Source organism: Microbacterium gallinarum (genome assembly GCF_014837165.1).
Lineage (GTDB): Bacteria > Actinomycetota > Actinomycetes > Actinomycetales > Microbacteriaceae > Microbacterium > Microbacterium gallinarum.
In genome coordinates this window covers 827,797-842,147 of the sequence record NZ_JACSPM010000001.1, presented here as the reverse complement: position 1 = coordinate 842,147, position 14,351 = coordinate 827,797, and the positions used below count along the sequence as shown (strand labels likewise).

The 14,351-nt window shown below is 68.5% G+C and carries 14 protein-coding genes; 10 read left to right on the top strand and 4 right to left on the bottom strand.

Translation table 11 applies throughout. The features are described 5' to 3' along the window. Positions 1–11: 11 nt before the first annotated feature. Genes H9622_RS03825 through H9622_RS03805 form a run of 5 tightly spaced genes read left to right on the top strand, consistent with a single transcriptional unit; the run spans position 12 to position 5,897 of the window. Complete coding sequence (locus tag H9622_RS03825; RefSeq protein WP_191764373.1) at positions 12–938, top strand: carbohydrate ABC transporter permease; 927 nt, start codon at positions 12–14, stop codon at positions 936–938. Next, positions 935–1,864, top strand: coding sequence for a carbohydrate ABC transporter permease (locus H9622_RS03820; protein WP_191764371.1), 930 nt, complete (start codon positions 935–937; stop codon positions 1,862–1,864). The genes H9622_RS03825 and H9622_RS03820 overlap by 4 nt, the downstream gene beginning before the upstream one ends. A 51-nt stretch (positions 1,865–1,915) precedes the next feature. Next, positions 1,916–3,427 (top strand): arabinosylfuranosidase ArfA, encoded by a 1,512-nt coding sequence (gene arfA, locus H9622_RS03815; RefSeq protein WP_191764369.1) that lies wholly within the window; start codon positions 1,916–1,918, stop codon positions 3,425–3,427. A gap of 49 nt (positions 3,428–3,476) precedes the next feature. Further along, complete coding sequence (locus H9622_RS03810) at positions 3,477–4,859, top strand: glycoside hydrolase family 5 protein (protein WP_191764367.1); 1,383 nt, start codon at positions 3,477–3,479, stop codon at positions 4,857–4,859. Between the two features lie 12 nt (positions 4,860–4,871). Then, positions 4,872–5,897, top strand: a complete 1,026-nt coding sequence (locus H9622_RS03805; RefSeq protein WP_191764365.1) for a LacI family DNA-binding transcriptional regulator — start codon at positions 4,872–4,874, stop codon at positions 5,895–5,897. A 65-nt stretch (positions 5,898–5,962) separates the two neighbouring features. On the opposite strand, the gene H9622_RS03800 is transcribed toward H9622_RS03805, so the two are convergent. From H9622_RS03800 to H9622_RS03790, 3 genes are all read right to left on the bottom strand, one after another. Then, positions 5,963–7,537: an alpha/beta hydrolase gene (locus H9622_RS03800; RefSeq protein WP_225221543.1), complete on the bottom strand. Its 1,575-nt coding sequence runs from the start codon at positions 7,535–7,537 to the stop codon at positions 5,963–5,965. 386 nt (positions 7,538–7,923) lie between these two features. Beyond that, the gene (locus tag H9622_RS03795; protein WP_191764363.1) at positions 7,924–8,805 is read right to left on the bottom strand and encodes a PIG-L deacetylase family protein; all 882 of its coding nucleotides are present in this window, start codon (positions 8,803–8,805) and stop codon (positions 7,924–7,926) included. An 80-nt stretch (positions 8,806–8,885) separates the two neighbouring features. After that, positions 8,886–9,542 (bottom strand): DUF4386 domain-containing protein, encoded by a 657-nt coding sequence (locus H9622_RS03790; protein WP_191764361.1) that lies wholly within the window; start codon positions 9,540–9,542, stop codon positions 8,886–8,888. A 96-nt stretch (positions 9,543–9,638) separates the two neighbouring features. Here H9622_RS03790 and H9622_RS03785 point away from each other — a divergent pair, with 96 nt between their 5' ends. The 5 genes from H9622_RS03785 to rocD all read left to right on the top strand — a co-directional run bounded on the left by H9622_RS03785 (position 9,639) and on the right by rocD (position 13,577). Further along, positions 9,639–10,073: a hypothetical protein gene (locus tag H9622_RS03785; RefSeq protein WP_191764358.1), complete on the top strand. Its 435-nt coding sequence runs from the start codon at positions 9,639–9,641 to the stop codon at positions 10,071–10,073. Continuing rightward, positions 10,073–10,288 carry a helix-turn-helix transcriptional regulator gene (locus H9622_RS03780; RefSeq protein ID WP_191764356.1) on the top strand — a complete coding sequence of 72 codons (216 nt, stop codon included), beginning with the start codon at positions 10,073–10,075 and terminating at the stop codon, positions 10,286–10,288. The genes H9622_RS03785 and H9622_RS03780 overlap by 1 nt, the downstream gene beginning before the upstream one ends. A 1-nt stretch (position 10,289) precedes the next feature. Beyond that, positions 10,290–11,321 carry an NAD(P)-dependent alcohol dehydrogenase gene (locus tag H9622_RS03775; protein WP_191764354.1) on the top strand — a complete coding sequence of 344 codons (1,032 nt, stop codon included), beginning with the start codon at positions 10,290–10,292 and terminating at the stop codon, positions 11,319–11,321. 131 nt (positions 11,322–11,452) lie between these two features. Further along, positions 11,453–12,337, top strand: a complete 885-nt coding sequence (gene ddaH / locus H9622_RS03770; protein ID WP_191764352.1) for a dimethylargininase — start codon at positions 11,453–11,455, stop codon at positions 12,335–12,337. 13 nt (positions 12,338–12,350) lie between these two features. Continuing rightward, entirely contained in the window at positions 12,351–13,577 is a 1,227-nt protein-coding gene (rocD, locus tag H9622_RS03765; RefSeq protein WP_318247019.1) for an ornithine--oxo-acid transaminase, read from the top strand. 2 nt (positions 13,578–13,579) lie between these two features. Here the strand turns inward: rocD and H9622_RS03760 are convergent, their stop codons facing one another. After that, positions 13,580–14,323, bottom strand: coding sequence for a FadR/GntR family transcriptional regulator (locus tag H9622_RS03760; protein ID WP_191764349.1), 744 nt, complete (start codon positions 14,321–14,323; stop codon positions 13,580–13,582). Positions 14,324–14,351: the final 28 nt, after the last annotated feature.

Genomic DNA, 14,351 nt, shown 5'->3' with positions numbered 1-14,351 from the left:
CGGAGAAAACAATGTCCGTCTCGACCGACACGCCCGTCTCGACGAAGCGCCGCAGATCCACGACCATTCGCCAGAATCTGACCGGCTGGGCCTTCGTCGGACCGTTCGCGATCGTCTTCCTCGCGCTTCTCGTCCTGCCCATCGGCTACGCCTTCTACCTCAGCCTCTTCCAGAAGTCCCTCATCGGCGGGACGAGATTCGTCCTCTTCGGCAACTACGCCAAGGCATTCAGCGACCCGTCGTTCCTCGACGGCGTCTGGTTCGTCATCCGCTTCTCGCTCGTGCTGATCCCGCTGCAGATGGCGGTCTCGCTGGCCATCGCACTGATCCTCGACATCGTGGTCACGCGGTTCGCCCGCTTCTCGCGCCTGATGATCTTCATGCCCTACGCGATTCCCACCGTGATCGGCGCCCTGATGTGGGGGTTCCTCTACAGCGACAACTTCGGTCCGCTGGCGGAGATCTTCGAGAGTCTCGGCCGGCAGGCGCCTGATTTCCTGAGCAGCAGCCTGATCTTCTACGGCCTGCTGAACATCGTGACGTGGCAGTGGGCGGGCTACTACATGATCATCCTGTACGCCGCGCTCCAGGGCATCGACCCCACCCTCTACGAGGCTGCGCGCATCGACGGGGCATCCCAGTGGCAGATCGTCCTGCGGATAAAGATCCCGCTGGTCGCACCGGCGCTCGTACTGATCCTCGTGTTCGCCCTCATCGGGACCCTCCAGTTCTTCAACGAGCCGAAGATCCTGCAGGACCTCGCGGCGGGCGCGATACCCAACGACTTCACGCCGAACATGTACGCGTACCAGCAGGCCTTCTCGCTCGCCAACTACAACTACGGCGCGACGATCTCGTTCGCCCTGGGAGCGGTCGTCTTCGTCTGCGTCTTTATCTTCCTGTTCGCGACGCGCAAGCGAGGGAGCTTCATGTCATGAGCGTCACCCCCATCGAGGCGACAGACTCCTCTCGCAAGCCGCGCAGCGTCGTCGAGCGCCGCCGGTCCACCCCCCGCACTCGCCGCCGTGTGTCCCTGAACATCGTGCTCGCGCTGTTGATGATCTACTTTCTGGTCCCTTTCTGGTGGCTCATCGTCAACAGCTCGAAGAGCTCGGCCGGACTGTTCGGCGGAGGCAGCTCGCTGTGGTTCGCCGACGACATCAACTACCTCTCGAACCTCGTAGACCTCTTCACCTACGACGGAGGCATCTATGCACGGTGGCTGGGGAACTCCGCCCTCTACGCCATCGTCGGGGGCGTCGGTGCGACGGTGCTGGCGGTGCTGGCCGGCTACGGCTTCGCCAAGTACCGCTTCGTCGGGCGACGCTTGTCGTTCTCGATCCTGCTCGGGGCGGTCATGGTGCCCATCACGGCGCTCGTGATCCCCACGTTCGTCCTGTTCGCGCAGGCGGGGCTGACCAACACGATCTGGGCCGTCATCCTCCCCACGCTGCTCAACCCTTTCGGCGTGTACTTGATGTGCGTGTACGCCCGTGACGCCGTGCCCGACGAGCTGCTCGACGCTGCTCGCGTGGACGGCGCGGGGGAGTTCCGGTCGTTCTGGGTGGTCGCCCTGCCCCTTCTGCGCCCTGCGATCGTGACGGTGCTGCTGCTGTCGGTCGTCGCCTCCTGGAACAACTACTTCCTTCCGCTCGTGATGCTCTCGAACAACCGGCTCTTCCCGGTGACCGTCGGCATCGGACTCTGGCAGTCCACTGCCTCGACGTACGGCGCAGCAGGCGGGCAGAGCCTGTGGAGCATCATCGTGCTCGGCTCGCTCGTGTCGGTGATCCCCCTGATCATCGCGTTCCTTGCGTTGCAGAAGTACTGGCGTGGTGGCCTCGCCATCGGAAGCCTCAAGTGACCCGTCGGCCGGCGGCCTCGCTGTGTTGCCCCTTGCCCTGAAAGTCGAAGCATGATCCGCGCACATCTCACCATCGACCCGCACTTCACCATCGGGCCCGTCAATCGGCGACTCTTCGGCTCCTTCGTGGAGCACTTGGGTCGCTGCGTCTACGACGGAATCTACGAGCCGGGGCACGAGAGCGCGGGCGAGGACGGCTTCCGCGCCGACGTCATCGAACTGGTGCGTGAACTCGGAGTATCCACGATCCGGTATCCCGGCGGCAACTTCGTGTCGGGGTACCGGTGGGAGGACGGCGTCGGGCCACGCGATGCGCGACCGCGGCGGCTGGACCTGGCCTGGCACTCGACCGAGACGAACGAGATCGGCCTGGACGAGTTCGCGACGTGGATCCGCAAGGTCGATGGCGAGCTGATGTACGCCGTCAACCTCGGTACGCGCGGCGTGCTCGAGGCTCTCGACGTGCTCGAGTACGCCAACCACCCCTCCGGCACCGAATGGTCGGATCGACGCGTTGCCAACGGGCATCCCGAGCCGCACGGCATCCGCATGTGGTGCCTCGGAAATGAGATGGACGGACCATGGCAGCTCGGGCACAGCACCGCGGAGGAGTACGCGCAGCTGGCGGCGAAGACGGCGAGCGCGATGCGTCAGATCGATCCGGACCTGGAGCTCGTGGTCTGCGGCAGCTCGGGGGCTCAGATGGCGACGTTCGGCGACTGGGAACGCACCGTGCTCGCGCAGACCTATGACGACGTCGACTTCATCTCGTGCCACGCCTACTACGAGCCGAAGGGCGGCGACTACGGCAGCTTCCTCGCCTCGGGCGTCAACATGGATCGGTTCATCGACGCTGTCGTGGCGACGGCGGACCATGTGAAAGCCGTCCGTCGCAGCGACAAGACGATCAACATCTCGTTCGACGAGTGGAACGTCTGGTACCAGTCGCGCTACAACGACGTCGACAAGATCACGGATGTCGCGGACTGGCCGGTCGCCCCCCGGCTGCTCGAGGATTCCTACTCGGTGCTGGACGCGGTGGTGTTCGGGAGCCTGATGATCTCACTCGTCCGCCACGCCGACCGGGTGACCGCGGCCAGCCTCGCCCAGCTCGTCAACGTCATCGCCCCGATCATGACCGAGCCCGGCGGGCCGGCGTGGCGCCAGACCACGTTCTACCCTTTCTCGCTGACGTCCAGACTGGCTCGGGGTACGGCGCTGGAACTCAAGCTCGACAGCCCGGTCTACGACACCGAGCTCTATGGCGAGGTGCCGGTCGTCGACGCGGTGGCCACCCGAGACGAGAGCGGCGGCCGGACGACGGTGTTCGTCGTCAACCGCAGCCTGACAGAGGAGGTGTCGCTCGACATCGATGTGCGCGCCCTCGGTCGCATCGCCGCCGCATCCGCGCAGTCCCTCTTCGACGACGACATCCATGCGGCCAACACGCTGAGCGAGCCGGAGCGGGTCGTGCCCAAGGGGAACCCGTCGCTTCAGGTCGGTGACGGGACCGTGTCGATCACGCTCCCCGCCGTGTCGTGGACGGTCCTGACGCTCGACTGATCGCGTGACATCGTCGGCGACCGCCGCTACGACACAGGAAGGAATCAGGATGCCGCAGCAGCACGTGCTCCGCGTCGAGGGCACCCGCATCATGGCGGGTGACGCTCCCGTGACCCTCCGAGGCTTCGGCCTCGGCGGGTGGATGAACATGGAGAACTTCATCACGGGGTACGCCGGCTCCGAGTCGCAGCAGCGGCGCGCGCTTCGCCGGGTGCTCGGTGAAGAAGGGTACGAGCGCTTCTTCGCGCGGTTCATGACCGCGTTCTTCGGACCCGAGGATGCGGCGTTCCTCCGGTCGCTCGGACTCAACTCGCTCCGCGTCCCGTTCAATTACCGCCACTTCGAGAGCGACGACGAGCCGTTCGTCATCCGCGCTGAGGGATTCCGCCTGCTCGACCAGGTCGTGGACGCCTGCGCGAGTCAGGGGATCTACACGATCCTCGACCTCCACGCCCTGCCCGGTGCCCAGAACCAGCACTGGCACAGCGACAACCCCACCCAGTGGGCGGGGTTCTGGGGCCAGCGGCAGTTCCAGGACCGCGTCGTGAATCTGTGGGAGAACATCGCCGAGCACTATCGCGACAACCCCTGGGTCGCGGGGTATAACCCCGTGAACGAGCCCGCCGACGCCCACGGCACCGCGATCGGACCGTTCTATCGCCGGCTCGAGGCCGCGATCCGTGCGGTCGATCCCGACCACATCCTGTTCCTCGACGGCAATCGGTACTCGACTCAGTTCGATCAGCTGGGCGACCCGCTCCCGAACTGCGTCTACACCGCGCACGACTACGCGCTTCCGGGCTTCGTGGACGGCGGACCGTATCCGGGGATGTCGCGCGGGCAGTACGTCGATCGGGATGCCGTCGAGCGGACGTTCCTGCAGCGCACGGCCTACATGCGCGAGACGGGCACGCCGATCTGGGTCGGCGAGTTCGGTCCGGTCTACACGGGCGATCCCGAGCGAGACGTCCAGCGCTACCGGCTGCTGGAGGATCAGCTCGAGATCTTCGCGCGCCACGACGCCAGCTGGGCGCTGTGGACCTTCAAGGACATCGGCCTGCAGGGCGTGGTCGCCGTCGAGCCCGACTCCGAGTACCTGCGGCGCATCGCGCCGTTCCTCGAGCGGAAGGCACGCTTCGGGGTCGACTCCTGGGGATCGACCGACGCGGGCGTGCGCGACATCCTCGAACCGATCGAGCGACTGTTCGAGACGGAGTTCCCGGACTTCCGGCCCTACCCCTGGGGTGCTCGCCGATGGATTCACGGGCACGTGCGGCACGTCATGCTCGCAGAGGCGATGGTGGACGAGTTCGCCCGGGCGTTCGAGGGGATAGGGCCTGATGAGGCTGAATCGCTCGCCGACGACTTCGCGTTCTCGAACTGCCGGGTTCGCGAGGACCTGACCGCGATCCTCCGGCGTGCGACGAACTAACCGGGTGGCGACATGGCACGAACCCAGCGGGTGACGCTCAAGGAGATCGCCGCTCAGACCGGGTTGTCGCTCACGACCATCTCGAAGGTGCTCAACGGCGGGACGGATGTGTCGTCCACGACGCGCGCGCTCGTCGAGGAGCAGCTCCGCCGAAGCGGCTACCGGCGCCGCAAGAGCAGGCAGCGACGAGAGTACCTCGAGGTCGTCCTCCACGAGCTCGAGGGCGAGTGGGCTCTGGCGATCCTCGAGGGCGTGCGCGAGAGCGCGGCGCAGGAAGGACTCGCCGTCTCACTGTCGGTGAGTGGTGATCGTCATGCACCGGGGCAGGAGTGGATGGACTCGGTCGTGCGACGCGCGCCCACCGGCGTCATCCTCCTTTTCGCCGACATCCCGCCGGACGGGCGAGAGAGGCTGAAGGCACGCGGCATCCCGTACGTGATCATCGATCCTGCCGGTGATCCCGCCGAGGACGTCCCCTCCGTCGGCTCGGCGAACTGGTCGGGCGGCTTAGCGGCCACGCGGCACCTTCTGGAGCTGGGTCACCGTCGCATCGCCGCGATCACCGGGCCCGAGACGGTGATGTGCGCCCTGGCACGGCTCGACGGCTATCGTGCGGCCATGGCGACGGCGAGGGTGCCGGCCGCACCGGAGTGGATCCGCTTCGGCGACTTCCAGCGCGATGCCGGCGAGCGGCACGCGCGGGAGCTGTTTCGGCTGCCCGATCCGCCGACCGCGATCTTCGCCGGCAACGACACTCAGGCGCTGGGGGTGCTGCACGCGGCCATGTCGCTCGGCATATCGGTGCCAGGTGACCTGTCGGTCGTCGGCTTCGACGACCTGGCGGTCGCAGAACTGGCCCATCCCCGGCTCACGACGGTGCACCAGCCCCTCCGTGAGATGGCAGAGCAGGCGACCCGGCTCGTCCTGCAGCAGCTCGAGGATCCGCACCCAGAGGTCACCCGGGTGGAGCTGGCGACGAGCCTTGTCGTACGGGACTCCACGGCCCCTCCGAGACGAGGTGTCGAGAGCCGCGGTTGACGCGCGATGCCAGAAGTCGGGGCTGCGGACAGAGGTGCTCTGTCCGCAGCCCGAATCTCTGCGAGCTACTGCCAGTGGCTCAGGTTGGTCGTGATCTTCTGAGCGTCCGCCGTCAGCGCGGTGGCCTGCTCCGCCGTCAGCTTGCCTGCTGCCTGGAACTCGCCCACCTGGGTGAGATAGCCGCCCAGCACCTCGAGGGCACCGCCGCTGTCTCCCTTGGTGACGAGCTTCAGCGCCTGGTCGAGCTTCACCGTGAGGGCGTTGGTGTTGCCCTTGTTCAGCCCTGCACCCGCGACGTTCGTCTTCAGCGAGCCGATCTCGTCCTGGATGAACGCCTCGGGGTGCCAGAGGTAGTCACGCGCCCAGATCGAGAACAGCTGATTCCACGCATTGAAGTCGTGCGCACCCGCCACCACCGTGTTCTCGATGAACCCGACGTTGTCGAGGTTCGCCACCGTGTTCGCGTTGGGCAGGCCGAAGTCCCATGCGCCGCCACCGAAGTGGATGTACGGGAAGACCAGGTCCGGTGTCGAAACGGGGACACTCGCGCCGCCGCTCCAGGGGCCGTAGTACCCGAAGAAGTCCGCGTCGTCCCGGATCAGGTTCTGGGTCACGGCGGAACCCGCCGACAGGCCTGCGAACGCCCGGTCGATCGCATCGGTCGACACGTTGTAATTCGCCTCGACGAACGGGATCACGACGTTGCGCAGGTTGGGGTACGCATCGCCCAGGGTGGTCTGGCTTCCGACGGGTCCGAGGGAGTTCGTGTTCGTCGTGATGACGACCGCGGGCTCGGTGGTGCCGTCGTCGAGCAGGTTGTCCATGATGACCGGGACGTTGCCCATGTTCATCCAGTCGGACTGGTCCTGACCGCCGCCGTGCTGCATGTAGATCGTCTTGTAGGGCTCTTCCCGGTCGGGGTCGTAGTCCGGCGGGAGGTACACGCCGATCGTGCGCGGGATGGTGCCGCCCAGGGGCGGCAGACCCGGAACCTCGACGTAGCTCCACGTCCCCTTCGTCGAGTCCTCCCGCGGGAGCTCGATCTGGCGGGCGGCGAGCGGCGCGAAGTTCTGCTTCTCGGCGTCGTAGGGCACGAAGACCTTGTTGAACGCGCGGCGAGCCGTGCCCGTCAGTCCGTCCGGCGCGTAGATCGGCGAGTTCGCCGGGTCGGCCAGCCAGAGGCTCGTGTTGTTGTTGACGTAGAACCAGTACTGGTTGGCGCCTGCCGCGAGCGGCACGTCGATCTCCCAGTAGCCGTTGCCGACCGGCGTCATCTGGGCGTCGTAGCCCCCGCCGCCGCGCATGAGGCCGGGTTCGTACTGCGACGGCTGGTACACCGTCGGGTCGGTCAGGTCCGCCCAGTTCCGCAACATGATGTCGGCGACGAAGCGGACGCTCGTGGCCGTCGGGTTGTAGTACACGAAGTGGCCCGTGTACCCCGTGGGAGAGTTCGGGTCCGCGACGACCGTGGGTCCCGGCGTGGGGTCGGCGGCCTGCGCGGTCAGCGGCACGGTGCCCAGCACCATGACCGCTGCCAGCCCCAAGGCCGCGAGGGGCTTCGCGAGCCGGGCACGGCGACCATGGGTGATGCCTGCCCGGGTGTCCTCTCCAGCGTCTTTGCTCCGTTGGAAAACGCTCATACTCTTCCTCCTTGAATCGCTGCCGAGCGCCCGAGGCGGCTCCGACCCCGCCAGGCTAGCGACGGTTTACGACGTTGTAAAGAAGAAGTTTACGACGTTGTAAACCCGGCTTGATCAGGACATCTTGGCGCACGGCATGAGAGCGCGCGGCGTGGCTGCCGATGGACGTCTTCCGCCCCCGGCAGCCTGCGTCGAGCAGGTGGATCGCGCTATGAGGTGATGCTGGGAATCGCGGCCTTCGGCACCGATGGCGAAGCGTGCATCACTCGTTCCTCCTCGAATTGAGGGCGAGCGTCCCCCCGCCCGAGGGCCAGGCTAGCGACGGTTTACGACGTTGTAAAGAGCGGCCATGAGACGTTGGGAGTGACGCCGGCGCGGCATCCGCTCTAGTCGATCGGATCGGTCGCGAGGTCGCGCACGTGGTAGAACTCCTCGTCCCAGAGCAGGTACACGAGCCAGGCGGGCAGGTAGTACGCCGACTGGAGGTAGTTCGCCTGCGACGCGTGGATGGCCCAGCCCTCGTGCTTCTTGCCGGTCTCGGCAGACATCGCGTACTCGGGGTCGGGCTGGTTCTCGACGACGAGCTCGCCCTGCTCGCCCCCGAACATCGACAGGGCCGTGGTCGGGCTGATCGTGTAGACGAGGTGGCCGGGCCCGTCGTAGGCCCCGCCCTCCTCCTTCAGCTGCGCGATCGCCAGCTCGGTCACGCGGCCCATCTCCATGTGGTCCTTGTGGCCGGTCGCACCGCTTGCCGGCCAGAAGCCCACGACGACGTCGGGCTCGATGCGCTTCATGGCTTCGACGAGTCGCTCGACGAGCTCGTCCTCGTCGACCTCGGGAACGCCGCCGTCGGGGTACTCCCACACCTCGTGCTCGTCGACGCCGAGGTTGAAGCTGTTCTTGAGCGCCTCGGCGGTGCGGACGACGCCGAGGTCCTCCTGGCGCGCGACGACCGGTACCTGGTGGCCGGCCTCCCCGGCGGTTGCGGTGATCATCGCGGTGTACGCCCCGTCGTGCTGTTTCGCGCGCCAGAACAGTCCGTTGACGGTCTGCTCGTCGTCGGGGTGGGCGAAGACGCCGAGCACGCGCTCCCCGCCGAGTTCGCCGACCACCGAATCGACGCCCTTCGCCGTGGGCATGTGGAAGAGGCTGCGCCCCGCCCAGTACAGGCCGGCCACGAGGACGACGAGGACGGACGCGATGACGATGAGCGCGATCCAGCGCTTGCGCATGAGGAACTCCGGGTGGTGCGCCGATCCGTCGGCCACGACAGGTCGGGGATGCTGTGTCCGTCGGCGGTGACGGGTCGAGGCATCCTAAACCGAACGACGCTCGGTGCCGAATCGCGTCACCCGACAGCGGCGGCGGCGCTCTCGGGCGTCCGACTCGGGGCGGCGGACCGGATCCCCACCGTGAGCAAGTAGCCGACCATCCACAACTCGCCGACGGTCGCCGGGAGGGCGACGAGGTCGGCGATGCCGGCCGCTTCGGGCAGTGCCGCCGAGATCACGGCGCTCGCGACGTAGCCGACGCCGCCGGCGATGAGCACCACGCCGAGGAGTCGCGGCATGAGTCGCGTGGCGAGGATGAACGTGCCCATCGGCACGAGCCACAGGCCGAAGAAGACGGCGCCCGTGGTCCAGAAGGCGTCTGCGACGGTGCGCAGCAGCGCGACCGTGCCCGGGTCGCCGCCTGCCTCCGTCGGCACCGCGAGTGCCGCGGTGAGCAGAGCGGCGCTGCCGAGGATCGCGATCGCGTTGGCGATGCCGAAGCTCGCGACCGCGTACGCCTCGGTGGGACGATCGCGGCGGTACAGGGCGAAGAAGCCGAGGGCGGCGAGCGACTGCGTGACCACCACGCCGAGCTCGAGCGCGACGCCGAGCCGCGCGTAGCCGGCGCTCTCGGCCGCGAGCGGTCGCACGAGCAGGAAGCCGAGCGCGCCGAGCAGCGCGAGCGCGAGGTAGGCGCCGCCGGTCCAGCGGGCGGTGCGGCGAAGATCATTCATGTCGAGTCCTCCAGGGATGTAAAAGATTCTTGACAGCGACCGTAGGCGCGGCTTACCGTGTGTGTCAAGAATCTTTTACAACCCACCGGGGGAGTCATGGTCTACGAAGAGCGCAACGTGTGGGCGGGCCTGATCGTCAGCATCATCGGCATGGCGATCTACACCGTGATCGTGCTGCAGCAGGCGGCGTCGCGGCCCGTCACCGAGATCGACTGGGTGCCCATCATGCTGTGGACGATCGGGCTCAGCATCGTCGCGACGATCGTGCTGAGCATCCTGTGGGGCATCCTCGCGGGCATCGGCGACCCCGACGGGGTCGGCAAGTCCGACCAGCGAGACCGCGACATCAGCCACATGAGCACGCGTGTCGGTCAGGCGTTCCTCGTGATCGCCGGTCTCGGCGTGATCATCGAGTGCGCCTTCCGGCTCGACTGGTTCTGGATCGCCAACACGATGTACTACGGCTTCGCCCTGGCGGCCATCGTGGGCGGCATCGCGAGCGTCGTCGCCTACCGCCGGGGGCTCGTCTGATGGTCAAGCCCACCAAGGTCACCAATTCCATCCGCAGCGTGCGCGAGTCGAGGGGCGTCACGCAGGCCGAGCTCGCCCGTCGGATCGGCGTCACGCGTCAGACGCTCATCGCCATCGAGCAGGGCCGGTACTCGCCGACCCTCGAGCTCGCGTTCCAGATCTCCCGCGTGTTCGGCGTGGGGCTCGACGATCTCTTCCAGTACCCGGAGGCATGACATGACCGCCACATCCCCCGGCGCGCGCGACGCGTCGATCTCGACCGACACCATGCACGCGTGGGTCCAGCGCACGTACGGCGGCCCCGAGACGGTCCGCCCCGAGCGGATCGACGTGCCCGCCCCCGGTCGCGGCGAGGTGCTGCTCCGCCTGCGCGCGACCGGCGTCAACAACGGCGACACGCGCGTGATGCGCGGCGAGCCGCTCCTCCTGCGTCTCGCGTTCGGACTGCGCAGGCCGAAGCAGCCGGTGCGGGGGATGGATGCCGCGGGCACGGTGATCGCGCTCGGTGACGGCGTCACCGGGTTCGCTCCGGGCGACGAGGTGGTGTGCGAGCTGCCCGGGGGCGGCGGGCTCGCGGGCTACGCGGTCGCACCGGTGAAGCGCCTGGTCCGGCGCCCCGCCGCGCTCGATGCCGTGGTCGCCGCCGCGCTCCCGATCGCCGGCGGTACGGCGTGGCAGGCTCTCGAGCGGGGCGGCGTCGCGGAAGGCATGAGGATCCTCGTGATCGGAGCCTCCGGCGGCGTGGGCACGTTCACCGTGCAGCTCGCCACACTGCGCGGCGCCGAGGTGTGGGCGCTGTGCGGAGAGCGCAGCCGCGAGCTGGTGGAACGGCTCGGCGCATCCCGCACCTTCGACTACCGCACCGTGCAGCCCGGGTCGCCCGAGCTCGGTGGCGAGGCGTTCGACGTCGTCATCGACATCGCCGGCACCTCGTCGCTGCGGTCGCTGCAGTCCCTGGTGCGCGACGGCGGCGCCGTGGTGCTGGTGTCGGGCGAGGGAGGTCGCTTCCTCGGCCCGATCGGCCGCATCCTCGCGGCCACAATCCGCTCGATCGGCTCGAAGCGCCCGCTGCGCCCCCTGGCGGCCGTGGCCAAGCCCGACGTGCTCGCCGAGCTCCTCGCGCTCGCCGCGGACGAGCGCCTCGTGCCGGTGATCGAGCGCACCTGGCCGCTGGCAGAGGCGCGTGAGGCGCTCGCGCACGTCGACGGTCGCCACGCGGTCGGGAAGACCGTGGTCACCATCGTCTGACACCGCGCTGAGGGTGATCCCAGGCCCTTCCCAGGTGACGTGAGACAATGGATCCGGCGTGCCCGGTTGCCGGCTTCCGCAGCTCCGCCGGGCCTCTGGACAGCGTCCGCCGCCCCTTCGTCAGGAGCAAGATGTCCACGCAGAACACCGCGCCCGCCACTGCCGCCACGGCCGAGGCATCCGTCACCCGCATCCAGCAGCACCGCAGCTACCTGATGTGCCGCCCCGAGCACTTCACGGTCAGCTACACGATCAACCCCTGGATGGAGCCGGCGAACCCGACCGACACGGCCAAGGCCGTCGAGCAGTGGCAGGCGCTGTACGACACCTACATCGCCCTCGGCCACGACGTGCAGCTGATCGACCCCATCGACGGACTGCCCGACATGGTCTACACGGCCAACGGCGGGTTCATCATCGGTGGCGTCGCGTACGGCGCGAAGTTCCGCTTCCAGGAGCGCGTGCCCGAGGGCCCGGCATTCATGGAGTGGTTCGCCGCCAACGGCTTCGAGGTCGCCGAGCCCGCCGAGGTCAACGAGGGCGAGGGCGACTTCCTGCTCGTCGGCGACACGATCCTCGCCGGCACCGGCTTCCGCTCGACGGGCGACAGCCACCGCGAGCTCGGTGAGGTGTTCGGCAAGGAGGTCGTGAGCCTGAATCTCGTCGACCCCCGCTTCTACCACCTCGACACCGCGATCTCGGTGCTCGATCCCGTGCAGGGCGAGGGCGGCGTCGAGAAGGCGAACATCGCCTACCTGCCCGGCGCGTTCGACGAGGAGAGCCGCCGCATCCTCGAGGAGCGCTACCCCGACGCGATCCTCGTGGCCGACGAGGACGGCGCCGTGTTCGGCCTGAACTCGGCCAGCGACGGCCTCAACGTGATCATCTCCCCCCGTGCGAAGGGCTTCGAGGCCCAGCTGCGCGAGCGGGGCTACAACCCGGTGCTCGTCGACCTCTCCGAGCTGCTGCTCGGCGGCGGCGGCATCAAGTGCTGCACGCTCGAGCTGCGGCGCTGACAGGAGACCCGACATGACTTCCACCTCGCCGGACGTCGACACCGCGATGGCCCGCGTCATCGCCGATGAGAACGAGCACGTCGCCCACAACTACCACCCGCTCCCCGTCGTCATCTCGCGCGGAGAGGGGGTGTGGGTCACCGACGTCGAGGGCAGGCGGTACCTCGATCTGCTGTCCGCCTACTCCGCGCTCAACTTCGGGCACGGGCATCCGGCGCTTCTCGCCGCCGCCCAGGAGCAGCTGAACCGCCTGACGCTGACCAGCCGGGCGTACCACAACGACCGGCTGGGCCCCTTCGCGGCCGCGCTGGCCGAGCTGTGCGGCAAGGACCTCGTACTGCCGATGAACACCGGCGCCGAGGCGGTGGAGACCGGCATCAAGGTCGCGCGCGCGTGGGGCTACCGCGTGAAGGGCATCGAGCCGGATGCCGCGACCGTCGTCGTCGCGCACGGGAACTTCCACGGCCGCACCACCACGATCGTCGGCTTCAGCGACGACCCGCAGGCACGCGACGGGTTCGGACCCTTCACGCCGGGCTTCGTGGGCGTGCCCTACGGCGACGCCGCCGCAATCGAGGCGGCCATCACCCCGTCGACGGCCGCGGTGCTCATCGAGCCGATCCAGGGCGAGGCGGGTGTCGTGCTGCCGCCCGAGGGCTACCTGCGGGCGGTCCGCGACATCTGCACGAAGCACGACGTGCTGTTCATCGCCGACGAGATCCAGTCCGGCCTCGGCCGCGTGGGCGAGACCTTCGCGTGCGATCGCGAGGGTGTGGTGCCCGACGTGTACCTGCTCGGAAAGGCGCTGGGCGGCGGCATCCTTCCCCTCTCGGCCGTCGTCGCCGACCGCGAGATCCTCGGCGTGATCCGTCCCGGCGAGCACGGCTCGACGTTCGGCGGCAACCCGCTGGCCGCCGCCGTGGGGCTGCGCGTCGTCGAGATGCTGCAGACCGGTGAGTTCCAGACGCGGGCGAAGGCGCTCGGCGAGCACCTCGAGGCGCGCCTGCAGTCGCTCGTGGGCGAGGGCGTCACCGCGGTGCGTGTCGCCGGGCTATGGGCCGGGATCGACATCGACCCGGCAGTCGGCACCGGTCGCGAGGTCGCCGAGCGGCTGATCGCGCGCGGCGTGCTCGCGAAGGACACCCACGGGCAGACGATCCGCATCGCCCCGCCGCTCGTGGTCCGCGCGACGGAACTCGACTGGGCGGTCGAGCAGCTGCGGTTCGTCCTCGCCGGCTGAGGCTAGCGCGCCACGACGTCGGCCTCGGCGACGTCGGCCGTGGTGACACCGGGTTCGGTGACGCCGGTGGCCGTGATGCCGGTGGTCGTGATGCCGAAGTGCCGGCGCATCGCGATGCGGGCGCCCTCGGGATCGCCGGTCGCGATCGCCGCGACGATGTCGTCGTGCGACAGGTCGAACTCGGTGCCCGAGCCGTCGCGGGTGACCGCCTCGCGGCGGGCGCGCATGTCGTCGTTGAGGGCGCGCTGGAGTCCCTCGCGCAGCAGGTCCAGCACGGGGTTGTCGACCACGTCGAGCAGACGCCGATGGAAGTCGGCGTCGGCCTCGTGCGCCCGCTCGATGTCGCCTGACGCCTCGGCGGCGTTCATGCGCTCGAGCGAGCACCGCAGGTCGTCGATCTGCGCCGGCGTCGCCTTGAGCGCGGCCGCTTCAGCGACGGCCTCCTCGACGAGCACGCGGGCTTCGGCGACGTGCGGGTCGGTGATGTAGCCCAGCGACTGCGCGATCGTGAAGTACATGCGGACGAACCCGTACGACGGGGTGTCGATGTAGGTCCCGCGTCCCTGCGTGCGGCGGAGGAACCCGAGACGCTCCAGCACCGAGAGCTGCTCGCGCAGCGCGCCCCGGCTCATGCCCAGCGCATCACCCAGCTCGCGCTCGGGCGGCAGCCGGCGCGCGCCGGTCTCGTCGTCGACCGTCGCGAGCTCGAGCAGACGGGCCACGAAGCGGTCGAGGGGTTCCTGCACCAGACCTCCGGGTGACTGGGGTTTTCCC

What these genes read in the sequence shown, in the direction of transcription:
- H9622_RS03825 (WP_191764373.1), top strand. Translation starts at nt 12, where the DNA reads ATGTCCGTCTCGACCGACACGCCCGTCTCGACGAAGCGCCGCAGATCC.
- H9622_RS03820 (WP_191764371.1), top strand. Translation starts at nt 935, where the DNA reads ATGAGCGTCACCCCCATCGAGGCGACAGACTCCTCTCGCAAGCCGCGC.
- arfA (WP_191764369.1), top strand. Translation starts at nt 1,916, where the DNA reads ATGATCCGCGCACATCTCACCATCGACCCGCACTTCACCATCGGGCCC.
- H9622_RS03810 (WP_191764367.1), top strand. Translation starts at nt 3,477, where the DNA reads ATGCCGCAGCAGCACGTGCTCCGCGTCGAGGGCACCCGCATCATGGCG.
- H9622_RS03805 (WP_191764365.1), top strand. Translation starts at nt 4,872, where the DNA reads ATGGCACGAACCCAGCGGGTGACGCTCAAGGAGATCGCCGCTCAGACC.
- H9622_RS03800 (WP_225221543.1), bottom strand. Translation starts at nt 7,537, where the DNA reads ATGAGCGTTTTCCAACGGAGCAAAGACGCTGGAGAGGACACCCGGGCA.
- H9622_RS03790 (WP_191764361.1), bottom strand. Translation starts at nt 9,542, where the DNA reads ATGAATGATCTTCGCCGCACCGCCCGCTGGACCGGCGGCGCCTACCTC.
- H9622_RS03785 (WP_191764358.1), top strand. Translation starts at nt 9,639, where the DNA reads ATGGTCTACGAAGAGCGCAACGTGTGGGCGGGCCTGATCGTCAGCATC.
- H9622_RS03780 (WP_191764356.1), top strand. Translation starts at nt 10,073, where the DNA reads ATGGTCAAGCCCACCAAGGTCACCAATTCCATCCGCAGCGTGCGCGAG.
- H9622_RS03775 (WP_191764354.1), top strand. Translation starts at nt 10,290, where the DNA reads ATGACCGCCACATCCCCCGGCGCGCGCGACGCGTCGATCTCGACCGAC.
- ddaH (WP_191764352.1), top strand. Translation starts at nt 11,453, where the DNA reads ATGTCCACGCAGAACACCGCGCCCGCCACTGCCGCCACGGCCGAGGCA.
- rocD (WP_318247019.1), top strand. Translation starts at nt 12,351, where the DNA reads ATGACTTCCACCTCGCCGGACGTCGACACCGCGATGGCCCGCGTCATC.